Genomic DNA, 23,716 nt, shown 5'->3' on the forward strand with positions numbered 1-23,716 from the left:
ACCCCAAGGTGATGCCCATGCCCGCCCACCCGACCCCCGCCACCCCCTCGCCGTCCACCCACTCCTCGTCCACCGCCCCCGAACTGCCCGAACTCGACGTCGCCCGCGACCTGTTGGCGCTGCTCGCCGACACCACCACCGAACCCCGCCCCGACACCCAACTGGAGGCGCTCACCCTGGCCGTCGCGGCCGACCTGCCCGTCCTGCTGTGGGGTGAGCCGGGGATCGGGAAGACCGCCGCGCTGACGCAGCTCGCCGAGGCGCTGGAGCTGCCGCTGACCACGGTGATCGCCAGCGTGCACGAGCCGTCCGACTTCTCGGGGCTGCCCGTCGTCGGGGACGACCCGGCCGGGCAGGGCGTGCCGCTGGCCCCGCCGGACTGGGCCGTACGGCTGGTGCGGGCCGGGCGGGGGCTGCTGTTCCTGGACGAGCTGTCCACGGCGCCGCCCGCCGTGCAGGCGGCGCTGCTGCGGCTGGTGCTGGAACGGCGGATCGGTGCGCTGCGGCTGCCGCCGGGCGTGCGGATCGTGGCCGCCGCCAACCCGCGGTCCTCGGCGGCCGACGGCTGGGAGCTGAGCCCGCCGCTGGCCAACCGGTTCGTGCACCTGCAGTGGGTCCACGACCACGAGGTCGTCGTCCGCGGGCTCGGTGGCACCTGGCCCCGCGCGACCCTGCCCCGCCTCGACCCGCGGCGGCTGCCGGACGCGGTGGACTTCGCGCGCCGGGCGGTGTGCGGGCTGCTCACCGCCCGGCCGGAGCTGGTGCACCGGCTGCCGTCGGGCGAGGGCCGGCGGGGCGGGCCGTGGCCGTCGCCGCGCAGCTGGGAGTCGACCCTGCGGCTGGTCGCCTTCGCCACCGCGGCGGACGTGTCACGGGACGTGCTGTCGCTGCTGGTCAGGGGCACCGTCGGAGACGGTCCGGGGCTCGAACTGCTGGCGAGCGTGGACCGGATGGACCTGCCCGACCCGGAGACCCTGCTCGCGGACCCGGCCGCCGCCGACCTGCCCCGGCGCGGTGACCTGCGCCAGGCGGTACTGGACGGCGTGGTCGACGCCGTACGGCGCCGTCCGGGGCGGGACCGCTGGGACGCGGCCTGGGCGCTGCTCGTGCGCGCGGCCGAGACCGGCGCCCCGGACCTGGTCGTCGTCCCCGCCACCACCCTCGCCTCGCTGCGCCGCGAGGACTGGGACGTCCCGCCGTCGATCGAACGGCTGACGGGTGTGGTGGCACTGTCGCGGCGGGCGGACCGGGCGGACCGTACGGCGGCGGGCGCCGGGGCCCGCCGGTGACGGGGGAGCAGGCTTCCCCGGGGGCCGGCACCGGCGCCCTCGACGTCGGCAAGCTGTACGCGGCCCGGCTGCACGCCGCCCGCGTGCGGCCGTACCTGGCGACCGCCCTGTTCGCGCTGCACACCGTGGAGTCGCGGCGGGTGCCGACGATGGCGGTCGACCGGCACTGGCGGTGCTACGTCTCCCCGGCGTTCGTGGACCGCACGCCCCTGGAGGAACTGGCCGGGGTGTGGGTGCACGAGGTGTCCCACCTGCTGCGCGACCACCACGGGCGCGGTGACCGGGTGGCCCGCGAGCGGGGACTGACCGGCGCGGGGGAGCGGCTGCGCATGAACATCGCCGCCGATCTGGAGATCAACGACGACGTGTACGGCGACGGCCTCGCCCGCCCCGAGGGCGCCGTCCGGCCGGACGACCTGCGGCTGCCGGAGGGCAAGGTGATGGAGGACTACCTGCGCCGGTTCCGGCTCGGGCCGCTCACCCAGCACCTCGCCTGGCTGGACTGCGGCAGCGGCGCCGACGGCCTGCAGCGGGAGTGGGAACTGGGCCCCGAGGGCGCGGACGGGCTGAGCGACCAGGAGCGGGACGCGGTGCGCTTCCGCGTCGCCCGGGGCATCAAGGGCCGCCCGGGTGACGTGCCGCGGGGCTGGCGGCGGTGGGCCGAGGAGGCGCTCCACCCGCCGCAGCCCTGGCGGCAGCTGCTGGGCGCGGCGATCCGCTCGGCCGCCTTCGGGGCGGGCACCGGCGACGACTACAGCTACGGCCGCCCGGCCCGGCGCTCGGCCGGGCTGCCCGGGGTCGTCCTGCCCGCCCTGCGGCGCCGGCCGCCGCGAGTGGCCGTCGTCATCGACACCTCGGGCTCGGTCAGCGATGCCGAACTGGGCAGCGCGCTGCTGGAGGTCACCGCCGTCTCCCGGGCCGTGGGCGGCCGGCGGGACCAGGTCCGCGTGGTGCCCTGCGACGCGGTGGCCCGCAGCGTGCACCCGCTGTGCCGTGCGGAGGGCATCCCGCTGGTGGGCGGTGGCGGCACGGACCTGCGCACCGGCTTCGCGAAGGCGTTGCGCACCCGGCCCGCCCCGGACGTCGTCGTGGTCCTGACCGACGGCCAGACCCCCTGGCCGGACACCCGCCCGCCGTGCCGCACGGTGGTGGGCCTGTTCCCACGCCAGGAACCGGACGGCTCCTGGGACGAGAACGACCCCGACTACGTCCCGGACGGACCGCCCGCCTGGGCACGGACGGTGGTCATCGGGGACGGGGGCGGGAACGGGAGCAGGCCCTGAGGCGCGCCGGGCCGCGGTCGCCCCCGGGCGCCGGGCCGCGGTCGGGCCCTGGGCGCCTGGCCGTGGTCGGCCCTCGGGCGCCCGGCCGCCGTCGCCCCCGGGCGCCTGGCCCGTCCTCGCCCCGAGACTCTTGGCCCGCCTTCGCCCCGGGATTTGGCCCGCCTTAACTCCGGGCGTCGGGCCCGCTTAGCTCCGTGACTCTTGGCCCGCCTTCGCCCCGGGATTTGGCCCGCCTTAACTCCGGGCGTCGGGCCCGCTTTAGCTCCGGGCGTCGGGCCCGCCTTCGCCCCGGGATTTGGCCCGCCTTAACTCCGGGCGTCGGGCCCGCTTTAGCTCCGGGCGTCGGGCCCGCTTAGCTCCGGGACTCTTGGCCCGCCTTCGCTCCGGGCGCCGGGCCCGCTCTCGCCCCGAGCGCGGGGCCCACCCTCGCCCCGGCCGCCGTCCCACCCCGCGCGTCTCCTAGGGTGCGACCATGACCACCTCGCAGGCGTACCTCTCCGACTTGTTCTCCCTCGACGGCCGGGTCGCCCTGGTGACCGGGGGCAGTTCCGGCATCGGGCGGGCCGTGGCCGAGGCGCTGGCGCGGGCCGGCGCGCGGGTCGTGGTCGTGGCCCGCAGGGAGGCCGAACTGGCGAAGACCGTCGGCGAGTTGGAGGCCCTGGGCGCCCGCGCGGCCTGGGTGAGCGCCGACCTGGGCACGCGGGCCGGGGTGCGCGCGGCGGCCAAGGAGGCGGTCGGCGCCTTCGGGGAGCCGGACATCCTGGTCAACAGCGCCGGGGTCAACCTGCGCCCCCCGATGGGCGAGGTCGGCGAGGACGTCTGGGACACCACCCTGGCGGTCAACCTGGAGGCCCCCTTCCTGCTCGGCGAGCGGTTCGGCCCCGGCATGGCCGAGCGCGGCTTCGGGCGGATCATCCACATCAGCTCCCAGCAGGCCCACCGCGCCTTCGTGCAGAGCGGCGTCTACGGCGTCTCCAAGGGCGGCCTCGAGTCGCTGGCCCGCTCCCAGGCCGAGGCGTGGTCGCCGTACGGCGTCACCAGCAACACCCTGGTGCCGGGCTTCGTGATGACGCCGCTCAACGCCCGCCTGTCGTCCGACCCCGGGCGGGTCGCCGCCCTCGCCGCCCGCACGATGGTCGGCCGCAACGGCCTCGCGGAGGACTTCGCCGGGGCCGCGGTGTTCCTGGCGAGCCGGGCCTCCGCCTACGTCACCGGGCAGTCCCTGTTCGTGGACGGCGGGCTCTCCGTCCACTGACCCACTTCCCCTGACCGGGCCGCGGGCTCTCCGTCCACAGACGGCACCTCCCTTGACCGGGCTGCGGACGGGCGGCAGGGTGGGAGCGCTCCCAGGGCGCGGTGTCCAGGCGCCGTCGCCGTCCGGGCAGGCGTCGCCGTCGCCGTCGCCTCCGCCGAAGCCGAAAGCGGGCCGCCATGCAGAGCCGGACCAAGCGCCACCTGTCCCCCGCCGACCTCGACGCCCTGCTGCGCGCCTCCGCCGGCGTCGGGTGCCGGGTGGAGGCGGAGCTGACCGACGGCTGGTTCGCCGCGGCCTACCGGGTCGTCCTCGACGACGGCCGCCCCGCCGTCGTCAAGCTCGCCCCGCCGCCGGACGCCCCGGTGCTGCGCTACGAACGCGGCATCACGGCCACGGAGGCGATGGTCTACGGCCGCCTCGCGACCCTCCCGCCCGGTCAGGTGCCCACGCCGGAACTCCTGTACTCCGGCCCGGAGTTCCTGGTCCTCTCCGTGCTGGACGGCACCCCCTGGGACAAGGCGGCCGACGGCCTGCCGCCGGTCACGCAGAGCGCGCTGCGCCGTGAACTCGGCGCCGTCACCGCCCGGTTGCACACCCTGACCGCGCCGGACGGCCGGTTCGGCTACCCGGCCCCCGAGGCCGCGCTGTCGGCGCCCGACTGGCCGTCGACCTTCACGCTGATGGTGGACGCCCTCCTGGAGGACGCCGCTGCCCAGGGGACGTCCCCGCTCGACGTGCCGCCCGCCGACATCCGCGGCCTCGTCGCCGAGGGCAAGGGTGTCCTCGCCGAGGTCACCGAGCCCCGCCTGGTCCACTTCGACCTGTGGCCGGGCAACGTCTTCGTCGACGTCCCCGCCGGTGGGAAGGGCCCGCGGGCACCCCGGATCACCGGCCTCATCGACCACGAAAGGGCGTTCTGGGGCGACCCGGTGGCCGAGCTGGTCTCCCTCGCCTTCGGCGGCGACACCGGCCCGGACAGCGACCTGGTCGCCGGGTACACCGAGGCCGGCGGCCGCCTCGACCCCACCCCGGCCGTCCGCCACCGGCTGGCCCTGTACCGCCTCTACCTGGGCCTGCTCCTCGTGGTCGAGTGCGGCCCGCGCGGCTACGCCGGCGACCACCTGGCCTTCTGCCGCCGCACCCTGGCCGGGGCCGTGGCGGACCTGCGCGCGCTGGGGTAGGCGCCGTCACCCGGTCCGGGGCGGGCGCGACCCGGACTCAGCCCAGGCACACCACGAGCAGGCAGAGCCGGGTCTGCTGACCGGGGGAGGTGGCCGCCGGGTCGGGTGCCGGCTGGGTGGTGGGCGCCGGGGCCTGGGGCGCCGGGTCGGTGGCCGCCGCCGGCTGGTCGGCCGGGGTCGTACGGGGAGCCTCCCCGGTCATCGGCGCCGTGGTGGCCGTCCCCGACCCGGCGGTGTCCGAGCCGACCTGGCGCGGCGCGGCCGCGGAGTCCGGGCGGGCCGCGGTGGGGTGGGCCGCACGGGCGCCCGGCGCGGAGGGACCGGTGGCGCCTGCCGGGGTGCCCGCGGCCGGTGACTGCGTGCGGGGCATGGTGCGGGCCGGGGCGGAGACCGGGGACGCCGGTGCGGCCGCCGTCGTACCGCCCGTGTCGTCGTCCCGCACCTGTTCGCGTGCCGCGCCCATGGCCCGGTCGTCCGGCGCCGCTGCCGCCTGGGTGCGGTCGGGCGCGTGCCGGTCGAGCGAGGCGAGCGTCAGACCGCCGCCGACGAGCGCCACGGCCGTCGCCACCACGGCCCGTCGCTGGCTCTTCTTCCAGCGCACCCGCTGACGACGCCGCGCGGCACGGCCCCGCGGGGCGGGCGGCGCGTCGGGGAGGACGCCGGTCTCCGTTCCGTGGGCGTCGGCCGTGTCGTCCGTGTCGGCCGTGTCGTCGGCGGCGTCCTCGTGCCAGGACGGCGGAAGGACGGACCCGGGCTCCCGCGACACGTCGTCCCAGGCGCCCCGGGGTTCTGCGGGGCCCGTCGGACCCGCGGGACGCATGGGCCTCGGCACGGTGGAGGCGGCCCGGCCGGGCCGTCCGGAAGCCCCGGAGCCGCCGTCGGCCCCTCCCGCACCCCCCGCGTCCCCCACCGCGAACGGCCGGCGGCCCTCCGTGCCGGGCGGGGCGATGTCCGGGGCGTAGGCGCCGCACCCGGGGCACACCAGGGCGCCGTTGAGGTGCCGGCGACACGCGGAGCAGTAGTCCATCTGCGGTCTTCCTGGTTCGACTGCGCCGTGGGCCCGCCGGGTCCACGGCCTGGTCCCGCTCGCACGGGGGGTCGAGCGGCCAGTCACGCTAACGAGGCTTTGGCCAGGCCGTGTGCAGCGTGTGTGGTGCTCCTGCACGGATTCCGGGCGGCTCACGTGGACCGGAGCCGCGCCGCTCCGTACCGTCCCGTCCCGCGCACGCACCGTCGCCGCCCGGCCCGGCCCGCCGCCCGCTCCCGCGCCGGCTCCGCGCCCCGGGTGAAACCCCCGCACCACGCGGGCCCGGTGGGCCGTGTCGTACGCCGCCGTCGGCATAGTGGCGGGCGCCCCCGCTTCCCACCGGCAGGAGAACCCCATGCTCGGCACCCGCTTCCGCACCGGCTCACCCGTCTGGATCGACCTCGGCAGCCCGGACACCGCGACGGCGGCCGCCTTCTACTCCGCCGTCTTCGGCTGGACGTACGAGCCCGCCGGGCCGGAGGGCGGCGGGTACGGCGTCTTCCGCAAGGGCGACCGGACGGTCGGCGCCGTCGGCCGGCTCACCGAGCCGGGCGCGCGGTCGGCGTGGATGACGTACTTCCGCAGCGACGACGTCGAGGCGACCGCGCGGGCGGTGGTCGCGGCGGGCGGCACGGTGCGGGCCGAGCCGATGAGCATGGGCGACTCCTCGATGGCGCAGTTCACCGACCCGCAGGGTGCGCAGTTCGCCGTGCTGAGGTCCGACCAGGGCCTGGAGCGGGCGGCCGAGGACGACACGCTGCTGTGGGTCGAGCTGCACACCGAGGACCCGGAGGCCGCGATCCACTTCTACAGCGGGCTGTTCGGCTGGCGCTCGGAGGTGATGCAGGCGCCGGGCATGACGTACCGGGTGCTCAGCCTGGCGGAGGGCGACCGGCAGCAGACGGCGTTCGGCGGTGTGGCCGAGCACCGGGGCGAGCCGGAGGGCGTGCGCTGGGTGCCGTACTTCGCCGTCGCCGACGCGGACGCCTCGGCCGACCTGGTGCGCAGCCACGGCGGAACGGTGGTGATGCCGGCCTCCGACGTGCCCGAGGTGGGCCGCATCGCCTGGCTGGCGGACCCCTCCGAGGCCCTCTTCGCGGTCCTCAAGCCGAACCCCCGCCAGGCCTGACGCGGGCGGGGGCGGGCGCACCGGGTGGCCGTCCCCCGCCTCCGCCCGTCGTTTCTCCCGGAGGGCGACGGGAACCCGCCGGCTGTGGTGGCCTACGGAGCCGAGCAGCGGGTGCCAGGGGGTGTCTTGCCGATCAGGCCGGGCTCGCGGCGCCTGGCACCGCAGGAGAACCTGACCAGGGCGGCCGGCCTGCCCGCGCCCGCCTCGGCACCGCTGGTGCACTACTCGGAGGGGGTACGGCATGTCCGGTTCGGTCCGTCCCGGCCCGTCGGCCCGGCAGCGGGCCCGAGGTGAGCGCGGACGCCGGCGCCTGCGGTTCGACGGCTGGATCGCGGGGCTCGGCTTCTCCGGCGGCACCCGCGTCGTGCTGGGGCACTGGCCCCGGACGCCGCTCGGTGCGTTCAGCGACGTGATGGTCGAACGGCCGGACGGGGAGCGGCTGTTGCTCGCGCCCTCGCACCGGGTCGCGGACTTCGTGGCGGCCACGTACGTCTTCGACACGGTGCGGATCGTGCCCGTCGAGGTGAACGCGGACGGCGAGGGCGACGGTGAGGGCGGTGGACGGCTCTGGTCGGCCACGGCGGGCCCCCTCGCCCTGCGCTTCACGGTCGGCCGGCGGGGCGGTCTCGGCCTGCTGCTGCGGGCGGTGCCGGGCGCGCTCGCGACGCGTCCGGCGTGGTGCGCCCTGACCGACGGACCGGCCCGGCTGCTGCCGGGCGGCGTGCGGACCCGTGGCAGCGCGGGCGGGGGACGCCGGGAGTGGTACGGGGTGCGGGACCTGCACGCGATCGCCGGCGCGTCGGCGGCCTACCAGGGCGAAGACCTCGGCACCCTCACCCCCGTCACCCCACCGGTCCGCTTCGGGTTCGGCTCGGTCCCGCGCAAGCCGGGCCTGGCCCGGGTGGTGACCACGGTCGAGGTGAGGGAGTGAGGGAGGAGCGGTGGACGCGTCAGGGCAACGCCCCCGTGTCCGTGACCAGGTCGACCACCCCCGCCGGACCGCCCCGGGCCAGTGCCTCGCGCTGCCGGTCGGCACCCGTCCCCTCCTGGAACAGGCGGTGCACCAGGGACGTCACCTCGCGGGTGTCGCCGGCCACCTCCAGCGCCGGTTCCACGTGCTCCAGCAATTGGGACACCGCGTCGCCCGCCCGGCAGCGCCGCCCCTCCGGGTCGACGAGTTCCGCGCCGAGCCCGTGCCGGGCGGCCTGCCACATGGCCACCTGCAGCAGCTCCGGCGGGGTGTCCGGCGCCGGCCGCCCCGCCACGGCCTCCCGCTCCGCCGTCTCCACCAGGCCGCGCACCAGCCCGGCGAACATCACCGCGTCCTCGGTGCGCAGCTGGACGTCCATGCAGCGCACCTCCACCGTGGGGCACCGCTCGGACAGCCGGGCCTGCCAGTACAGCTGCCCGGTGTCCCCGATCACGCCGGTCTCCACCAGCCGGCCGATCCGCCGGTCGTAGTCGGTGTCGTCGGCGAAGGCCGGCGGGATGCCGCTGACCGGCCAGCGGTCGAAGACGACCGTGCGCCAGCTGGCGAACCCGGTGTCGTGCCCCTCCCACAGGGGCGAGTTCGCCGCCATGGCGGTCAGCACCGGCAGCCACCCGCGGATCCGGTTCAGCACCTGCACGCCGACGTACCGGCCGGGCACCGCGACGTGCACGTGCATGCCGTTGACCAGCTGCTCGGCGACCAGCTGCGGCGCCTGCCGCTCCAGCGCCCGGTAGCGGGGCAGCTCGGTGACGGTGACCGGAGCGCCCCTGGGCAGCGGCGGGGTGCCGCTCGCCACCACGCGGCAGCCGTGCGCCGCGGCCGCCTGGGCGACCGCGTGCCGCAGCCGCAGCAGGTGGCCGCCGACCTCCTCCAGCGCGCCGCAGATCGGCGTGACCACCTCCACCTGGGCCTGCAGCAGCTCGGCCTGGATCTCCTGCGGCGCGACGAAGGGCTCCAGACCGGCCGCGGAACGCACCTTCTCCGCGTGCGGGGCCAGGAGTCCGGTGGTCGCGTCCATCAGGAGGTACTCCTCCTCGACCCCGAGGGTTCTCGTCATCATCGAAGGTCCTGTCCTCCTCGCGGATGCGGAGGACGAGTGGGGCATTCACGGCCATTCCAAACGTCCCCGCCGTCCCGGCCCGCTCCCCGCGCCGCCCCGACGGGCGCGGACTAGGATCGCGCCCATGGCGACGACCGTCGGTGACGTGGAACGGTTCGAGGCGTCCAGGGGGCGGCTGGAGGCCATCGCCTACCGGCTGCTCGGGTCCGCGAGCGAGGCCGAGGACGTCGTGCAGGAGACGTACCTGCGCTGGCAGGCGGCCGACCCCGGGCGCATCGAGGTCCCCGAGGCGTGGCTGACCAAGGTCCTCACCAACCTGTGCCTGAACCAGCTCACCTCGGCCCGCGCCCGGCGCGAGACCTACGTCGGCGAGTGGCTCCCCGAGCCCCTCCTGGCCGGCGACCCGATGCTCGGCCCCGCCGACACCGCCGAACAGCGCGAGTCGGTGTCGTACGCGGTGCTCACCGTGATGGAGCGGCTGTCGCCCAACGAGCGGGCGGTGTACGTGCTGCGGGAGGCGTTCGACTACCCGCACCGGGAGATCGCCGAGATCCTCGACCTCACCGAGGCCGCCAGCCAGCAGATCTACCACCGCGCCAAGAAGCACGTGGCCGAGGGCCGGGCCCGCGCCGAGATCGACGAGTCCGCGGCCCGGAAGATCGTCGACGAGTTCCTCGCCGCGGCGACCAGCGGCCGGACCGAGCCGCTGGTCCGGCTGCTCACCGCGGACGCGGTCGCGGTCGGTGACGGCGGCGGTGTGATCCCGGCCCGCGCCAAGGGGTTCCGGGGGGCGCTCGCCGTCGCGACGTTCCTGCGGGGCCTGTTCAAGCCCGGCAAGGCCAAGCGCGCCCTGGTCGGCGGCTCGCCCGACGTGTACGCGACGACGGCGAACGGCGGGCCCGCCCTGGTGGCCGTGCTCGACGGCCGGGTCATCGGCGTCATGTGCCTGGAGGTGACCCCGGACGGCATCGCCGCGTTCCGCAACCAGGTCAACCCCGCCAAGCTCGGGCGGGCGACCCGCGCCTGGGCGGCCGACGACCACGGCGAGCCCCTGCTCACCGCCTTCTGAGTCCGGCGCCCCGCACACCCACGGTGATGTGACCTGCTTCACACCCGTCCGTTGTCAGGAATCGGCGCGCCGTCCGGTTCAAGGGGCGAACCGCCGACAACGGACCAGACAGGAGCACCGACATGCAGCACCGCATCGTCGTCCTCGGAGCCGGATACTCCGGAGCCAGCGCCGCCGGGCGGCTCGCCAAGCGCCTGCGCCGCGAAGACGTCTCCGTGACCCTCGTCAACGCCGAGCCCGACTTCGTCGAGCGGGTGCGGCTGCACCAGCTCGCCACCGGCCACGACCTCCCGTCCCGGCCGCTCGCCGAGATGTTCGAGGGCACCGGTGTCGACCTCCGGGTCGCCCGGGTCACCGCCGTGGACGCCGACCGCAAGGCCGTCACCCTCACCACCGCCGACGGCCCGGACGAACTGCCGTACGACACCCTCGTCTACGCCCTCGGCAGCCACTGGGACGACCAGGGCGTCCCCGGTGCCGCCGAGCACGCCCACGAGCTGGCCGGCCGCGCCGGTGCGCTGCGGCTGCGCGAGCGTCTGGCCGCGCTGGAGGCCGGGCGGCCCGTCGTGGTCGTGGGCGCCGGCCTGACCGGCCTGGAGGCCGTCACCGAGATCGCCGAGGCCCGCCCCGACCTCGACGTCGCCCTCGCCGCCCGCGACGGGCTCGGCGACTGGCTGTCCGACAAGGGCCGCCGGCACCTGGGGGAGGTCCTCGACCGGCTGGGCGTCACGGTGCACGAGCACACGGCGGTCGTCGCCGTCGAGGCCGACCTCGTCCTGACCGCCGACGGCACGGTCCTGCCGTCCGCCGCGACCGTGTGGACCACCGGCTTCACCGTCCACCCGATCGCGCGGGCCACCACCCTGGAGGTCACCGACACCGGCCGGATCGTCGTCGACGGCACGATGCGCTCGGTCTCCCACCCGGACGTCTACGCCGTCGGCGACGCGGCCTGGGCGATGGGACCCGGCGACAAGCCGCTGCGCATGTCGTGCGCCTCGGGCACCCCCTCGGCCTGGCAGGCCGCCGACGCCATCGCGGCCCGTCTGACCGGCGGCAAGCACAAGGACGTCCCGCTGCGTTACTTCAACCAGTGCGTCTCGCTGGGCCGCAAGGACGGCCTCATCCAGTACGTCACCGCCGACGACCGCGCCGTCCCGCGCGCCCTGGCCGGACGCGTCGCCGCCGTTTACAAGGAGCTGGTCTGCAAGGGCGCGGTCTGGGCCGTCGCCCACCCGACCCTCGGCATGCCGACCCGCCGCCGCGCCGTCGTGGAGCAGCCGGCGTCCACCGGGACGGCCCCGGCCGAAGCCGCCGCGTGAGCCGCGGAACGACCGCGTGAGCCGTGGCACGACGAGGCCCCGGCACCACCAGGTGCCGGGGCCTCACGTGGGAAGGGCTACCAGCCCCAGCCCTCGGCGGACACCTCACCGGCCGGCGCGGCGGCCGGGGTGACCACGGCCTCGTGGCAGGTGAACCCGAGCCGGGTCAGCGCCCGGTGCATCTCGGCGGCGGTGAAGTCGCGCCGGTCCTGCCGGGTGACGATCTCGCCGACCTGCTTGACCGGGAAGACCTGACTCCCGACGGTCACGCACGTGCCGACGGCCGGCTCGGGCGTGACGTCCCGCATCGAGTGCTCGACCTCGCTCTTGGTCAGGTCGAAGGGGAACCGGGCGATGACACAGCGCATGACGCCTCCACGGGAGTACGGGAAGGAAGGACCCCGGCCGGGACCGGGGCCGCGAGGGTGAGCTGGAGCAGGGGGCGGGTCAGCGGTCGTCCCGCGGCGCGGAGCGCCGGGGACGGGACGCGCCCCGTCGGCCGCGGTTGCGCCCGCCCGCCGACCCGGTGCCCGTGCCCGTGCGCCGCTGTCCGGCCGGCGGGGCCGCCGGGGCCGGGACGGTGATGGTGACGGGCACGCCGGACGGGGTCCGTGCGCCGGTGATGCGGCCGAGTTCCGCCTCGCCGGGCCGCACCCGGGCGCTGCTGGGCGTGATGCCGGCGTCGGCCATCAGCCGGTCCATCGCGCGCCGCTGGTGCGGCAGCACGAGGGTGACGACGGTGCCCGACTCGCCGGCGCGTGCCGTACGGCCGCCGCGGTGCAGGTAGTCCTTGTGGTCGCCGGGCGGGTCGACGTTCAGGACCAGGTCGAGGCCCTCCACGTGGATGCCACGGGCGGCGACGTTGGTCGCGACCAGCGCCGTGACCTGGCCGTCCTTGAACTGGGCGAGCGTGCGGTTGCGCTGCGGCTGGGACTTGCCGCCGTGCAGCGCCGAGGCGCGCACCCCCACGGACAGCAGGTGCTTGGCCATCTTGTCCACCGCGTGCTTGGTGTCCAGGAACATGATCACGCGGCCCTCGCGGGCGGCGATCTCGGTGGCCGTGGCGTGCTTGTCCGTGTCGTGCACGTGGAGCAGGTGGTGCTCCATGGTGGTGACGCTGCCGGCGGAGGAGTCCACCGAGTGCACGACCGGGTCGTGCAGATAGCGGCGCACCAGCAGGTCGATGTTCCGGTCCAGGGTGGCCGAGAACAGCAGCCGCTGTCCGCCCGGCGCGACCTGGTCGAGCAGCGCGGTCACCTGAGGCATGAAGCCCATGTCGGCCATCTGGTCGGCCTCGTCGAGCACGGTGGTGCCGACCTGGTCGAGCCGGCAGTCGCCGCGCTCGATGAGGTCCTTGAGGCGGCCGGGCGTGGCGACGACGACCTCGGCGCCGGCGCGCAGCGCGCCCGCCTGACGGCCGATCGACATGCCGCCCACCACGGTCGCGAGCCGCAGCCGCAGCGCACGGGCGTACGGGGTGAGCGCGTCGGTGACCTGCTGGGCGAGCTCGCGGGTGGGCACGAGGACCAGCGCGAGCGGCTGGCGGGGCTGGGCCCGCTGTCCGTCGAGCCGGGCCAGCACGGGCAGCCCGAAGGCGAGCGTCTTGCCGGAGCCGGTGCGGCCACGGCCGAGGACGTCCCGGCCGGCCAGCGCGTTCGGCAGGGTGGCCGCCTGGATCGGGAACGGCTCGACGACACCCTCGGCGTCCAGCGCCGCGAGCAGCCGTGCGGGCATGTCGAGTTCGGCGAACGCCTCGACGGCCGGCAGCGGCGGGGTGATGGTCTCCGGCAGCGCGAATTCCTGCGGGCGCTGGGCCGGGCCCGAGCCGCGGCCCCGGTCGCCCTGGCCCTTGCGCCCGTTGGGGCGTCCGGTGCCGGCGGTGGGACGGGAACCGCGGTGGTGCGAGTCCTGGGATCGGAAACGATTGCCACGCGCGGGGCGGGCGCGGTTCATGGGGGAACCTTCCTCGATGCGGCACGTATCGAGGAATTCCTCCGGGGGCGTGGTGACGCGACGCTCGACCGCACGAGGATTCACAAGAATGAGCCGAAAGAAAATCCGGGAATGAGCGGGGGCCCGCACCCCGAGAGCGCGGGCCCCAGCCACATGAGATGTCGCGGGCTCAAGGCCCGCGGTACGCGTCAGCGTCAGGCAGGAACGATGTTCTCGGCCTGCGGGCCCTTCTGGCCCTGCGTGACGTCGAAGGTAACCTTCTGGCCTTCCTGAAGCTCACGGAAGCCGGACGTGGCGATGTTCGAGTAGTGGGCGAACACGTCAGCGCCGCCACCGTCCTGCTCGATGAAGCCGAAGCCCTTTTCCGAGTTGAACCACTTCACGGTGCCAGATGCCATTTGAATCTCCCTTGGGGGGCAGTACCGGACTCCGCACTTTACGGAATCCGCGTCGCCGCGATGATCACCCCTCCGGAAGAATCCGGAAAGCACTGCAAAGACTTGAATCTCTGGCAACCAAAACTGCAACAGTTATCACGCTAACACAGGTCACCGGCACGCGGCCATGCGTTTCCTCCGCGCGCGGATAGTCTGATCCCCGCACCCACCGCAAATCTGTACCGGTGGCCATAGATATTCGTCGCGGTTGACGTCACCCTCCGGGCCCTCGCCTCCCGGCGGCCCGTCCCGGCGGCCCGTTTTCCGGACCGGGCGCCGCACAACTGGCGGCGGATGCGGCACCGGTGGCCGGCCCGGGGGCGGGGCGGTGCGCTGCACCACACCCGGCAATCTGCATGCGTCGCGGCAGATTTCCTCCCCCGCTCACCCCCTTCTCGTACTCGCCGCCGTGCTGCTCCCGCCACTCCGGGCGCCTCCGCCGTTCGGGTGCCTACGATGGGCCGCTGGACCACTCACGGGACCGGTCCGGCACGGGGACCGCGGAGCGGCGGAGGGGAGCGAGGGTGACGGACGACCGGGAGCCCGGCCGGCGCGACCGGCGGCAGCGCCCCCGGCGCCGGGCCCAGGGTGAGCTCGAGGGGCTGGTCCTGGCGGCCCTGCGGGAGGCCGACGGCCCGGCGACGGCGGGCTGGGTGCAGGAACGCCTCGGCGGCGACCTCGCCTACACCACCGTGATCACCATCCTCACGCGGCTGCTGGCCAAGGGCGCGGTGACCCGGGAGCGCGCGGGCCGGTCCTTCGCCTGGACGCCGGTGTCCGACCGGGCGGGACTCGCCGCGCACAGGATGCGCAAGGTGCTGGACCGCGAGAGCGACCGGGAGGCGGTCCTCGCCAGCTTCGTCACCTCCCTCGACGCCGGCGACGAACGCCTGCTGCGGGAACTGCTGGAGCGCGCGGGGCCTGAGGGGGCCGAGGGCCCCGAGGGCCGCGAGGGGGAGGACTGAGGCGGCGTGGGCGTGTTCGTCTTCCTCCCGCTGGTCCTGCCGCTGACGGCGTGGCCGGTCGCCCGGCTCGCCGCGCAGCACCTGCACCCCCGGACGGCGACCCGGCTGCTCACCGCGCTGGCGGCCGTCATGGCGGTGTGCAGCACCGTGTGCCTGGCGCTGCTGATGGTGGTGGGCACCGCCCAACTGCCCGGCAACCCGCTGCCCGACGGCTGGTCCGACCCCGAGGTCCGCGCGGCGGTGCCGTACGACGAGGTGGCCGGCCGGGCGGCCGTGCCCGCGCTGCTCCTGGTGCTCGCCGCGTGCACGGGCACCCTCCGGCGCCACCGGCGGGTGCGCCGCCGGGGCCACGCGGCCCTGGCCGGCCTGCCGGACACCGAGGTCGCCGTGCTGCCCGACGGCGAGCCCTACGCGTACGCTCTGCCGGGCGGGCCGCGCGGCCGGGTCGTCGTGACGACAGCGCTGCTGACGCACCTGCAACCGGCCGAACGCCGGGCGCTGTTCGCCCATGAGCGGGCGCACCTGACGGCCCGCCACCACCGGTACCTGCTCACCGTGCGGCTGGCCGCCCGCGCCAACCCGTTCCTGCGCCCCCTGCGGGCCGCGGTGGCGTACACGACGGAGCGCTGGGCGGACGAGGCGGCGGCCGAGGCGGTCGGCAGCCGCCGGGCCGTGGCCCGCGCGATCGGCCGGGCGGCGCTGGTCTCCCGGGGCACGCCGGTGCCGACCCTCGCGGGCCTGGCGGCGCCCGGCCCGGTGCCGCGCCGGGTCGCCGCGCTCCTCGCCCCGGCCCCGGTGACCCGGGCCTGGCCGTCGGCGTTCACGGCCGTGGGGCTCGCGGCCTGGACGGCGGCCGCGGGGACGGCCGTGTCGGCCATGTCGTCCGCGAACTCCGCCGTCACCCTGGCGCTGGTCCTGCGGGCGGCGACACCCCTGTAACGGCGACACCTCCGTAGGGGCGTCCCGGCCCCGGGGCGGGGGCCATGAACAGGGGTGCCGCCGGACCGGTCAGAGGTCGAACTCGTGCGGCGGCAGGTCGAGCGTGAAGCACGCCTCGCGGACGACGGCCTGCTCGGTCTTGTCGAAGTCGCCGTCGGCGCCGCCGATGACGATGCCGATCTGGATGACGGCCCGTGCCTCGGCGGGCTTCTTCTTCGCCTTGGCGACCTCCTGCAACACGCTGACCTTGCCGAAGGCGAAGTCGGCGGTGAGCTTGTCGAGGTTCGCCTCGAAGCGGCGGCGCAGGTCGTCGGCGTCGAAGTTCTGCAACACCTCGTTCGTGGCGATCAGTTGGGCCACGCGCTGCCGCTCGGCCGGGTCGATCGTGCCGTCGGCGGCCGCGACCAGGGCGCACATCGCCATGCTCGCATCGCGGAAGGCGCCGCTCTTCAGGTCGTTCTTCTTCGCCACGAGCTGGGTCTGCATCGTCGACGCGGACTCCTTGATGCGGTCCCACAGGGCCATGCGAACTCCATGTGTGTGCGTTGTCGTCAGATCTACAGCACCGTAGAAACTAGCGACGCGGCGGATAAGTTCCTGGCTCCGGCGGGCGCCCGCACCTCACCGCCGGCTCACCGCACCGGGAAGCCGAACGCGTACCCCTGGTCCTTGAGCCAGGGCAGGACCCGGCGCAGCGCCTCGACCGTCTGGGAGCGGTCGCCGCCCGCGTCGTGGAAGAGCAGCGTCGGCCCGTTCGCCACCTCCCGCTGGACGGTGGCGACGATGGCGTCCGTGCCCGGCCGCTCGAAGTCCTTGGTGTCGACGTTCCAGCCCAGCGGGCGCATGCCCCGCGAGGCGGCGAGCGTACGGCTGTACGGCGTGAACGCACCGCCGGGCGCCCGGTAGTACATCGGCCGGACACCCCCGGACGCCTCGGTGATCATGCGTTCGGCGTCGAGGACCTGCTGCTTCTGGTACGCCTCGGACTGCTTGTCCATGGTGGTGTCGTGCGACACCGAGTGGTCGCACAGCCGGTGCCCCTCCGCGACGACCCGCTTCACCAGGTCGGGGTGGGCCTGCGCCTGCGTGCCCACCATGCAGAAGGTGGCCTTCACGCCGTACTCCCGGAGCACGTCGAGCACTTGGGGGGTCCAGCGCGGGTCGGGCCCGTCGTCGATGGTGATGTTGACGCCCCGCGGGCCCCGGTCGGAGGCGTGCACGATGCTCACGTCGACGGCCTTGACCTGGCCGGCCGGCGTGGCGGACGCGGCCGCCTTCGACGGACCGCCCCCCGCGGCACCGGCCTGCGCCGCCCACACCGAGGCCCCGGCGGCGACCAGCGTCACCCCGAGCGCCGCACCGACGACCTTGCCGTACCAGCCCCGCCTGCCCCCGTGCCGCGCCATGCCCGCCCCGCCTTCCCGCAGTTGCCCCGTCTGTTCGAACGACCACCCGGCAGGACGACAACGGGGCCCGGGAGGATCCGCCCGTTACGGACTACGGACAATTCCGGGGAACTCCGGGAACAACTCGACGGACGCCGACCCGTCTCACACGCAGCACCGGCAGTACAGGTGGGCCCTCGCCGCGCGCGCCCGGCCTGCCAGGCGCACGAAGGTGACCACCGCGTCCTCGGCGTCGCGCGGATCGGCGAAGTACAGCTCCTCGATCCCGCCCCACCGGGCCGCCACTGCGGGAACGGCATCCTCGGGCAGCGCGGCGAGCACGTCCCGCCAACGGTCGGGGAGCTGCTGGAGTATCAGTCCGGTCTCCCACGGGGAACCGGGCTCGCCGGACCCGCCCTCCGGGTACGGCACGTCGGGCCAGACCAGCTCGGGCCCGTCGGCCGGACCACCGTCCACGAAGGCGCTTCCCACGGAGGCGCTTCCCACGGAGGCGCTTCCCACGAAGGCGCTTCCCACGGAGGCGCTTTCCACGGAGGCGCTTTCCACGAAGGCGACCAGTTGCGCGAGCACCACGTCCGGGTCGATCCCCTTGGCGTCGATCCAGTCCGCGCCCGCGTCCTCCAGCGACGTCCCGCTCAGCCAGTCGCCGCCCGGACCGATGGCCAGCTCCACCGCCGACGCACCGTCGCCCGCGTGGAAGTAGTCGCACAGCACACCCATGTCGCTCCCCCGGTTCCCCCGTTCGACCCCTGGGGGAAGTAGAGCAGACGGCACTGACAACGCCCTGCGGTCAGCCGCCCTCGCGCTTGATCCACTCCCCGCCGCCCAGCGGGTAGTCGTAGCCCGGCCGGCCCTTCCCGGCGCTCGTGCGGAAGGGCGTACCGGAGTTGTCGATGCGCACCGTCCCCCGGCGGCTCCCGCTGGACCAGTCCAGGGTGAGGTCCCAGCGCACGTCGTGGGTGTCGGTGCGGGCGGTGACGTAGAAGACCTCGGGGTCGGACTCGCTGACCTTGTAGGGGAAGGGACGCTGACCGTTCTTCACCCCGACCGTCGGGCTGCCGTCGTCGAGGTCGACGTCGAACGTCTTCGTCCCCACGCCACCGCCGCAGCCGACGCCCATCGAGTAGTCGTTCCAGGCGAGCGGTGCGCCCTTGCTGAGGACCCGTACGTGCAACGCCTCCAGGACGACGGTGTCCTCACCCGTGCCCTGCACGGTGAGCGCGACCTCCTGCTCACCGGAGGACACCGCCCCGTACGCGGCCGCCCAGCGCACGGCGTCCTGCTCACCCGCCGGCGGACCCACCTGCCCGGGTTCGCTGTCGACGAGGAAGTGCTGGCTGCACGGGCTGTCGTAGACGTACGGCCGGGTCCCGACGGTGAGCGGGACGGCACCGGTGTCGCGGTCGTCGCCGCGCGGGACGGCCCCGGCGCCGTCCTCCGGCGCACGGGAGCGGGCGGCGGTGGGGGAGCCGGACGGGGACGGCGCCGGCCGCGACGCGCTCGGGGACGGGGAAGGGGTGGCCTCGGCCGTCCTGTCGTCCGGCGTCCCGCTGTGACCGGACGCGGTCGCACCGGCCACCGTCTGGCGACCGCCAGAGTCGTCGTCCCCACCGCCGACCAGCGACGGAACGACGAACACGGCGGCCCCGAGCGCGACGACACCGGCGACACAGGCGGCGACCAGGGCGATACGCCGCTGACGGGGGTGGTCGCGGGGGAGGTCGGAGACGATGGAGTCGGGGTGGGGGGCGGCGTCGGCGGGGGTGCCGGTCGTGGCCGCGGCCTCGGGAGCGGGGGCCGCCGTTGCCCCGGTGCCGGCATCGATGTCGGTGTCGATGTCGGTGTCGGGAAGGAGGCCCATCCCGGGCGCCGCGGTTGCCGCCGCCGCACCCGGCTGCTCCCGCTCCCCTTTGTTCCCGCGCGCCGCGTCCGCCAGGATCCAGCGCCGGTGCAGCTCCACCAGCTCGTCCGGCGTCGCCTTGCAGACGCGGGCGAGGCGCTCCACGGGCGCGTAGTCGACGGGCACCGCGGTGCCGTTGCAGTAGCGGTGCAGCGTCGACGTACTCATGTGCATCCGCTTGGCGAGCGCCCCGTAGCTCAGCCCCGAACGGTCCTTGAGTTCGCGCAGCAACCGCGCGAACGCCTGCGCCCCCTCGGTCCCCGTTGCCCCCGGCACCCCGTTCCCCCGTCTCCTCGTGTCCCAGCACAGCGTTCCAGGACGTTGGTGTTTCCCCAGCTCAGAGCCTGTTTCACCGTTCCAGCGTCCCGAACTCCCCGCTGGTCGTGGCGGGTGGGACGCAACGCCGCACAAGCTTCGGTCATCCAATCACCACGGCAACCCGAACTCCGAAGGGGCTCAGCCACATGTCCAGCTTCCGCACCGCCCGCACTCCCCGCGTCCGTCTCGTCGGCGCCGCCGCGACCGTCGTACTCGCCACCCTCTCCCTGACCGCGTGCAACGACGGGACGGGCGTCGAGAGCGAGGGCAGGGCGACCGGAACCGCCCCGACCGCGAACGGCACCGCGACCGCGCCCTCACAGGACGAGTCCGCGGCCGGCACGACCCAGGGCTCGGGGACGGGCACCTCGGCATCCGGGGGAAACGGCCCGGCGGGCAAGACGTCGTCGTCGAAGGCATCCGGTGGGACCGGTGGGACCGGTGGGTCCGGTGGGACTGGTAGGTCCGGCGGGTCCGGTGAGGCCGCGGCTTCCGGCGGTTCCAGTGGGGCCGGTGCGTCCGGCAAGCCGGTCACCTGCGAGGGGTCGGTCACCAGGACGACCGCGGCTCCGCTGACCCGCCCCGTGAACCACATGCTGCTCACCGTGACCAACACCGGCAGCCGGACGTGCTTCCTCTACGGCTACCCGGCGGTCCGTTTCGGCGAGGCCCAGGCCGTGCCCCCGGTCATCGAGGACTCCCAGCCGCAGGCGGTGGTCACGCTGGAGCCGGGCCAGTCCGGCTACGCCTCGGTGAATCTGGCCGCCGCCGACGGCAGCGGCACGAACGGCCACACGGTGAAGTCCCTGACCGTCCACTTCCAGGGCCGCTCGGGCAACGGCAGCGTCGGCACGGGGGCCCACCCGTCCCTCCCGGCGCAGGGCGTCTACGTCGACGACTCGCTGAAGGTGACGTACTGGCAGCAGTCGATGGACGACGCGGTCAGCTGGTAGTCCGCACGGCCTACGGGCCTACGGGCCTACGGGCCTACGGGCTTACGGCTCGACGGGCCGGCCGGTGGTCCTCAGCCGGCGTTCGCACCGGAGCGGGAGCCGGAGCCGCCCGCCGGCGACCCGCTGGCGGCGCGGCGGTACTCGGCGTTGATGCGCTGCGCCTCCTCGAGCTGGTCCTCCAGGATGACGATGCGGCACGCGGCCTCGATCGGAGTCCCCTTGTCGACGAGCTCCCGGGCGCGCGCAGCGATCCGCAGCTGGTAGCGGGAGTACCGGCGGTGTCCACCCTCCGAACGGAGCGGCGTGATCAGACGGGCCTCGCCGATGGCACGCAGGAACGCCGGCGTGGTGCCGAGCATCTCGGCTGCCCGGCCCATCGTGTACGCCGGATAGTCGTCGTCGTCCAGACGATCATTCAGAGGGTTGTCCGATGTCATGTCACCTCGCTGTGCAACGCGTCGAGGGGCCTTGGTGCCGTACGGCACCAAGGCCCCGAAGGAAATTCAACACCATCTGTCGGCCCTAGTGCGGTGCCGACCTTCTGTTTCCGCTACCCGGCCCGGCAGGGCGGAGCGGGGGATCGCAGCTGCTTGACCGGGGACCACCATCCATTCCGGGGTCTTGCGGTACCCGGGCCGAACGCTCTCGGACCGGGCGATCCTGATGGCGTCTGCTCCTCCATTTCTTCCGAACGGACTGCTGACCTCGTACTTCGTCTTCAGTCATCCGCCAGTTCATGTCTGGCGGTTCGCGTTCGACCGTTGTCTACGAGAAGAAGCATACCCCGCGAGCGCGCGAAAACCTACATCGGCAAGGACAGATTTCACTCGCTCGGCAGAGGGGGAACCGGATCCTCCGCCGACACGACAGCGGGGCCCCACCGACACGTGTCGGCAGGGCCCCACTGGGTTGTGTGAAGGCGGTCACCCGCCCGGTGTCATGCGGCCATGGGCCCGGCACCGCCGAGCAGCAGGGACGCCGCGGTGAGCGGACCGGCCGCGCCCGGGGCATCCGATTCCCCCGGGCCCGCGCCGCCGGGCCGCTCGTGACAGGTGAAGCCGAGCCGCGTCATGGCCCGCAGGACCTCGCCGGCCGTGAAGTCGCGCCGGTCCTGCCGGGTGAGGACCTGACCCACCTGCATGACGGGGTAGCGACGCCGGCCGACCGTCACGGACTCGGTGGTGATGAGTTCGGGCCTGACCCCCTTCATGGAGGCGAGCACTCCGGTCCGGGTCAGTTCGAAGGGGTACCGGGCGATGACGCAGCGCATGGTTCCTCACAGGGGGGGAAGTCGCGGGAGGGGAGAACTCGGGGCGGCGCGGTGGCGTCGTCAGTGTGAGGAGGCGAGGACTCCGCCGTCCAGGAGATCGCGCAGCTGGACGCGGTCCGTGTACGCGGCACTGTCCCGCAGTCCGGCGAGCCGGACCAGGGAGACGGATCCCGTGCTTTCCTCGTCCCCGTCGCACACGGTCAGGTACTCGACCCGCGCCCCCGCCATGACGGCCAGGGCGACCTCGACGGTCATGTCGTCATTAACCCTCATCGGATCTCCTTCGGAGCGAAAGCGGGAATGGCAGGAATACGGCAATGCACCGGGCGGCAACCGGGGCCAAGGCGGTAATGGGGAAATGCGGCATGAGCAGCGCGATCGAGGGGCCGGTCAAAAGCGCGCCCGGGCGCAACACAACGAGCCGGGCCCGCACCCCAAGGTGCGGGCCCGGCTCGCAAGTACGCGTGAGCGCGGGCGGATCAGGCGGGAACGATGTTCTCCGCGGTGAGACCCTTCTGGCCCTGCGCGATGTCGAACGACACCTTCTGGCCTTCGAGCAGCTCGCGGAAGCCCGAGGAGGCGATGTTCGAGTAGTGGGCGAAGACGTCGGCGCCGCCGCCGTCCTGCTCGATGAAGCCGAAGCCCTTTTCGGCGTTGAACCACTTCACGGTGCCAGTAGCCATGTTGTTTCTCCTTCGGAGACGGTTTCAGGAATGCACCCTGTGCGCATTCCGTGTCGCCGTGATGATCGACCGTCGGAAAAACCTTCTGGCAACCACACCTGCAACTGACACCGACAGTAGCACGTCGCCCCGGAAGGTGCACGCTGCGTAATTCTTTCCCAGTTGCCGCCCCAGTAATAATCACGATCCCCGGAGCGAATTTCTCACGTCACGACAACAGATATGTGCCCGTACACGGGGCCTTCCGGCCGTCACGCGCTCGTGACATGGCACCGACGGTTCCGGGACGGCTGATCCGTAACGTGTTCCTGCTGGTCAGGGAGACCGGCGCGTCAGAAGCTGAACCCGCAGGAGCCGTCATGCGCATCGCACTCCGTACCACCCTCGCCGCCGTCGCCCTCGTGGGCACCGTCACCGCTTCTGTCGCGACAGCCACCGCGGCCGGCGCCGCCACCACGACCGCGACCTCCGCGAGCAGCTCCTGCGTCGCCACCAAGACCATCCCCTCCGTCTTCGGCGGCTGGAAGGTGAAGCTGGTCAACCGCGCCGACAGCGGTGCGTCGGCCAAGCTGCTCGACGAGAAGGGCCGCGTCGTCTCGACCGTGGACCAGAGCAGGACCGTCGACCCGGCGGTCGGCCTGCGGATCACGGGGGTGCTCAGCGCCAAGCCGGTGTTCGGCCAGCGCAGCCAGGGCGGGTCCACCCCGTGGAAGACCACCGCCTTCCCGGCGCTGACCGCCGACTGCACGCAGCGCGGCACCCCGGTGAGCACCCAGCGCCTCGACTCCCGTACGACGGCGCAGGTCTTCAAGGTCTCGGCCGGCCACTACCAGGCCCGGGTGTTCCAGAGCGGCAAGCTGGTGCGGTTCATCGACGCGCACGGCCGATCGGGGGCCGCCCTGTTCGGCAGCCGCACGCTGGTCCTGAACCCGGACGGCACGACCGTCACCTGGACCGGAGCCAAGACCGCCGCCAACCCGCGCACCGGCCGCTACCGGCTGGCCAACGGCGCCGTCGTGAAGCTCGTCAAGAGCGCGGGCGTCTACGGCGCCCGGCTCACCACCGGCCACGGCACCTTCCCCGTCACGTACGCCAACGGCCGCCCCTCCGTCCAGCAGGACGACGTCACCCTGATCGCCCTGGGCACTGACGGCACCCTCAGCGCGTACGTGTACGGCAAGCCCCTGAAGGCGCCGGTGTACCTGGGCGCCTGAGCCGGCAGCAGGCGCACGCAACCGGCAGCAGCCCCTGACCCGTCGTCCTGACCGGGCCGGGGGCCGCTGCCC

The 23,716-nt window shown here is 74.4% G+C and carries 25 protein-coding genes; 12 read left to right on the plus strand and 13 right to left on the minus strand.

The genetic code is table 11. The features are described 5' to 3' along the window. Positions 1 to 17: 17 nt before the first annotated feature. The 4 genes from AQJ30_RS35780 to AQJ30_RS35795 all read left to right on the plus strand — a co-directional run bounded on the left by AQJ30_RS35780 (position 18) and on the right by AQJ30_RS35795 (position 5,008). Positions 18 to 1,289 carry an AAA family ATPase gene (locus AQJ30_RS35780; protein ID WP_067242210.1) on the plus strand — a complete coding sequence of 424 codons (1,272 nt, stop codon included), beginning with the start codon at positions 18 to 20 and terminating at the stop codon, positions 1,287 to 1,289. Continuing rightward, a complete protein-coding gene (locus tag AQJ30_RS35785; RefSeq protein WP_067242213.1) occupies positions 1,286 to 2,572 on the plus strand; it encodes a vWA domain-containing protein in 1,287 nt (428 codons plus the stop codon). Before AQJ30_RS35780 ends, AQJ30_RS35785 begins: the two co-directional genes overlap by 4 nt. Positions 2,573 to 3,044: 472 nt before the next feature. Continuing rightward, positions 3,045 to 3,827 carry an SDR family NAD(P)-dependent oxidoreductase gene (locus AQJ30_RS35790; protein WP_067242216.1) on the plus strand — a complete coding sequence of 261 codons (783 nt, stop codon included), beginning with the start codon at positions 3,045 to 3,047 and terminating at the stop codon, positions 3,825 to 3,827. 176 nt (positions 3,828 to 4,003) lie between these two features. Then, positions 4,004 to 5,008: a phosphotransferase family protein gene (locus AQJ30_RS35795; protein ID WP_067242218.1), complete on the plus strand. Its 1,005-nt coding sequence runs from the start codon at positions 4,004 to 4,006 to the stop codon at positions 5,006 to 5,008. 37 nt (positions 5,009 to 5,045) lie between these two features. Here the strand turns inward: AQJ30_RS35795 and AQJ30_RS35800 are convergent, their stop codons facing one another. Beyond that, positions 5,046 to 6,035, minus strand: a complete 990-nt coding sequence (locus tag AQJ30_RS35800) for an SCO2400 family protein (protein ID WP_067242221.1) — start codon at positions 6,033 to 6,035, stop codon at positions 5,046 to 5,048. Positions 6,036 to 6,390: 355 nt separating this feature from the next. Between AQJ30_RS35800 and AQJ30_RS35805 the strand changes: the two genes are divergently transcribed. Together AQJ30_RS35805 and AQJ30_RS35810 are read left to right on the plus strand one after the other, a co-directional pair. After that, complete coding sequence (locus tag AQJ30_RS35805; RefSeq protein WP_067242224.1) at positions 6,391 to 7,164, plus strand: VOC family protein; 774 nt, start codon at positions 6,391 to 6,393, stop codon at positions 7,162 to 7,164. A gap of 241 nt (positions 7,165 to 7,405) precedes the next feature. Then, positions 7,406 to 8,095, plus strand: a complete 690-nt coding sequence (locus tag AQJ30_RS35810) for a hypothetical protein (RefSeq protein WP_245727299.1) — start codon at positions 7,406 to 7,408, stop codon at positions 8,093 to 8,095. Between the two features lie 19 nt (positions 8,096 to 8,114). Here AQJ30_RS35810 and AQJ30_RS35815 read toward each other — a convergent pair whose 3' ends face one another. Then, a complete protein-coding gene (locus AQJ30_RS35815; protein ID WP_425424184.1) occupies positions 8,115 to 9,215 on the minus strand; it encodes a carboxylate-amine ligase in 1,101 nt (366 codons plus the stop codon). 124 nt (positions 9,216 to 9,339) lie between these two features. Here AQJ30_RS35815 and sigJ point away from each other — a divergent pair, with 124 nt between their 5' ends. Continuing rightward, positions 9,340 to 10,284, plus strand: a complete 945-nt coding sequence (gene sigJ, locus AQJ30_RS35820; protein ID WP_067242226.1) for an RNA polymerase sigma factor SigJ — start codon at positions 9,340 to 9,342, stop codon at positions 10,282 to 10,284. 122 nt (positions 10,285 to 10,406) lie between these two features. Further along, entirely contained in the window at positions 10,407 to 11,606 is a 1,200-nt protein-coding gene (locus AQJ30_RS35825; protein ID WP_067242229.1) for an NAD(P)/FAD-dependent oxidoreductase, read from the plus strand. Positions 11,607 to 11,683: 77 nt separating this feature from the next. On the opposite strand, the gene AQJ30_RS35830 is transcribed toward AQJ30_RS35825, so the two are convergent. The 3 genes from AQJ30_RS35830 to AQJ30_RS35840 form a co-directional block, all read right to left on the minus strand. Continuing rightward, positions 11,684 to 11,974, minus strand: coding sequence for an SCO5918 family protein (locus tag AQJ30_RS35830; RefSeq protein WP_067242232.1), 291 nt, complete (start codon positions 11,972 to 11,974; stop codon positions 11,684 to 11,686). 79 nt (positions 11,975 to 12,053) lie between these two features. Continuing rightward, positions 12,054 to 13,559 carry a DEAD/DEAH box helicase gene (locus AQJ30_RS35835; RefSeq protein WP_067242234.1) on the minus strand — a complete coding sequence of 502 codons (1,506 nt, stop codon included), beginning with the start codon at positions 13,557 to 13,559 and terminating at the stop codon, positions 12,054 to 12,056. 194 nt (positions 13,560 to 13,753) lie between these two features. After that, positions 13,754 to 13,957, minus strand: a complete 204-nt coding sequence (locus tag AQJ30_RS35840; RefSeq protein WP_030379203.1) for a cold-shock protein — start codon at positions 13,955 to 13,957, stop codon at positions 13,754 to 13,756. 563 nt (positions 13,958 to 14,520) lie between these two features. Here AQJ30_RS35840 and AQJ30_RS35845 point away from each other — a divergent pair. Together AQJ30_RS35845 and AQJ30_RS35850 are read left to right on the plus strand one after the other, a co-directional pair. Further along, positions 14,521 to 14,961, plus strand: coding sequence for a BlaI/MecI/CopY family transcriptional regulator (locus tag AQJ30_RS35845; RefSeq protein ID WP_067242236.1), 441 nt, complete (start codon positions 14,521 to 14,523; stop codon positions 14,959 to 14,961). Between the two features lie 6 nt (positions 14,962 to 14,967). Continuing rightward, entirely contained in the window at positions 14,968 to 15,900 is a 933-nt protein-coding gene (locus tag AQJ30_RS35850) for a M56 family metallopeptidase (RefSeq protein WP_067242239.1), read from the plus strand. 69 nt (positions 15,901 to 15,969) lie between these two features. Here the strand turns inward: AQJ30_RS35850 and AQJ30_RS35855 are convergent, their stop codons facing one another. The 4 genes from AQJ30_RS35855 to AQJ30_RS35870 form a co-directional block, all read right to left on the minus strand. Then, positions 15,970 to 16,425, minus strand: a complete 456-nt coding sequence (locus tag AQJ30_RS35855) for a tellurite resistance TerB family protein (RefSeq protein ID WP_067242240.1) — start codon at positions 16,423 to 16,425, stop codon at positions 15,970 to 15,972. 107 nt (positions 16,426 to 16,532) lie between these two features. Next, positions 16,533 to 17,306 (minus strand): polysaccharide deacetylase family protein, encoded by a 774-nt coding sequence (locus tag AQJ30_RS35860; RefSeq protein WP_067242243.1) that lies wholly within the window; start codon positions 17,304 to 17,306, stop codon positions 16,533 to 16,535. A gap of 144 nt (positions 17,307 to 17,450) precedes the next feature. After that, entirely contained in the window at positions 17,451 to 18,026 is a 576-nt protein-coding gene (locus AQJ30_RS38610) for a hypothetical protein (protein WP_067242246.1), read from the minus strand. A gap of 70 nt (positions 18,027 to 18,096) precedes the next feature. Further along, positions 18,097 to 19,482 carry a helix-turn-helix domain-containing protein gene (locus AQJ30_RS35870; RefSeq protein WP_067242249.1) on the minus strand — a complete coding sequence of 462 codons (1,386 nt, stop codon included), beginning with the start codon at positions 19,480 to 19,482 and terminating at the stop codon, positions 18,097 to 18,099. A gap of 188 nt (positions 19,483 to 19,670) precedes the next feature. Between AQJ30_RS35870 and AQJ30_RS39910 the strand changes: the two genes are divergently transcribed. Continuing rightward, positions 19,671 to 20,477 carry a DUF4232 domain-containing protein gene (locus AQJ30_RS39910; protein ID WP_067242252.1) on the plus strand — a complete coding sequence of 269 codons (807 nt, stop codon included), beginning with the start codon at positions 19,671 to 19,673 and terminating at the stop codon, positions 20,475 to 20,477. Between the two features lie 71 nt (positions 20,478 to 20,548). On the opposite strand, the gene AQJ30_RS35880 is transcribed toward AQJ30_RS39910, so the two are convergent. The 4 genes from AQJ30_RS35880 to AQJ30_RS35895 all read right to left on the minus strand — a co-directional run bounded on the left by AQJ30_RS35880 (position 20,549) and on the right by AQJ30_RS35895 (position 22,430). Then, positions 20,549 to 20,914, minus strand: coding sequence for a MerR family transcriptional regulator (locus AQJ30_RS35880; protein ID WP_067242255.1), 366 nt, complete (start codon positions 20,912 to 20,914; stop codon positions 20,549 to 20,551). A 500-nt stretch (positions 20,915 to 21,414) separates the two neighbouring features. Further along, complete coding sequence (locus AQJ30_RS35885) at positions 21,415 to 21,747, minus strand: SCO5918 family protein (protein WP_067242257.1); 333 nt, start codon at positions 21,745 to 21,747, stop codon at positions 21,415 to 21,417. Between the two features lie 60 nt (positions 21,748 to 21,807). After that, positions 21,808 to 22,020, minus strand: a complete 213-nt coding sequence (locus tag AQJ30_RS35890; RefSeq protein ID WP_067242260.1) for a hypothetical protein — start codon at positions 22,018 to 22,020, stop codon at positions 21,808 to 21,810. Between the two features lie 206 nt (positions 22,021 to 22,226). Further along, on the minus strand, positions 22,227 to 22,430 hold the full coding sequence (locus AQJ30_RS35895; protein WP_067242263.1) for a cold-shock protein: 204 nt from the start codon (positions 22,428 to 22,430) through the stop codon (positions 22,227 to 22,229). Positions 22,431 to 22,789: 359 nt separating this feature from the next. On the opposite strand from AQJ30_RS35895, the gene AQJ30_RS35900 reads away from it, so the two are divergent. Beyond that, a complete protein-coding gene (locus tag AQJ30_RS35900) occupies positions 22,790 to 23,644 on the plus strand; it encodes a hypothetical protein (RefSeq protein WP_067242266.1) in 855 nt (284 codons plus the stop codon). Positions 23,645 to 23,716 lie beyond the last annotated feature (72 nt).

The sequence above is a fragment of the Streptomyces longwoodensis genome, assembly GCF_001514125.1.
GTDB classification, from domain to species: domain Bacteria; phylum Actinomycetota; class Actinomycetes; order Streptomycetales; family Streptomycetaceae; genus Streptomyces; species Streptomyces longwoodensis.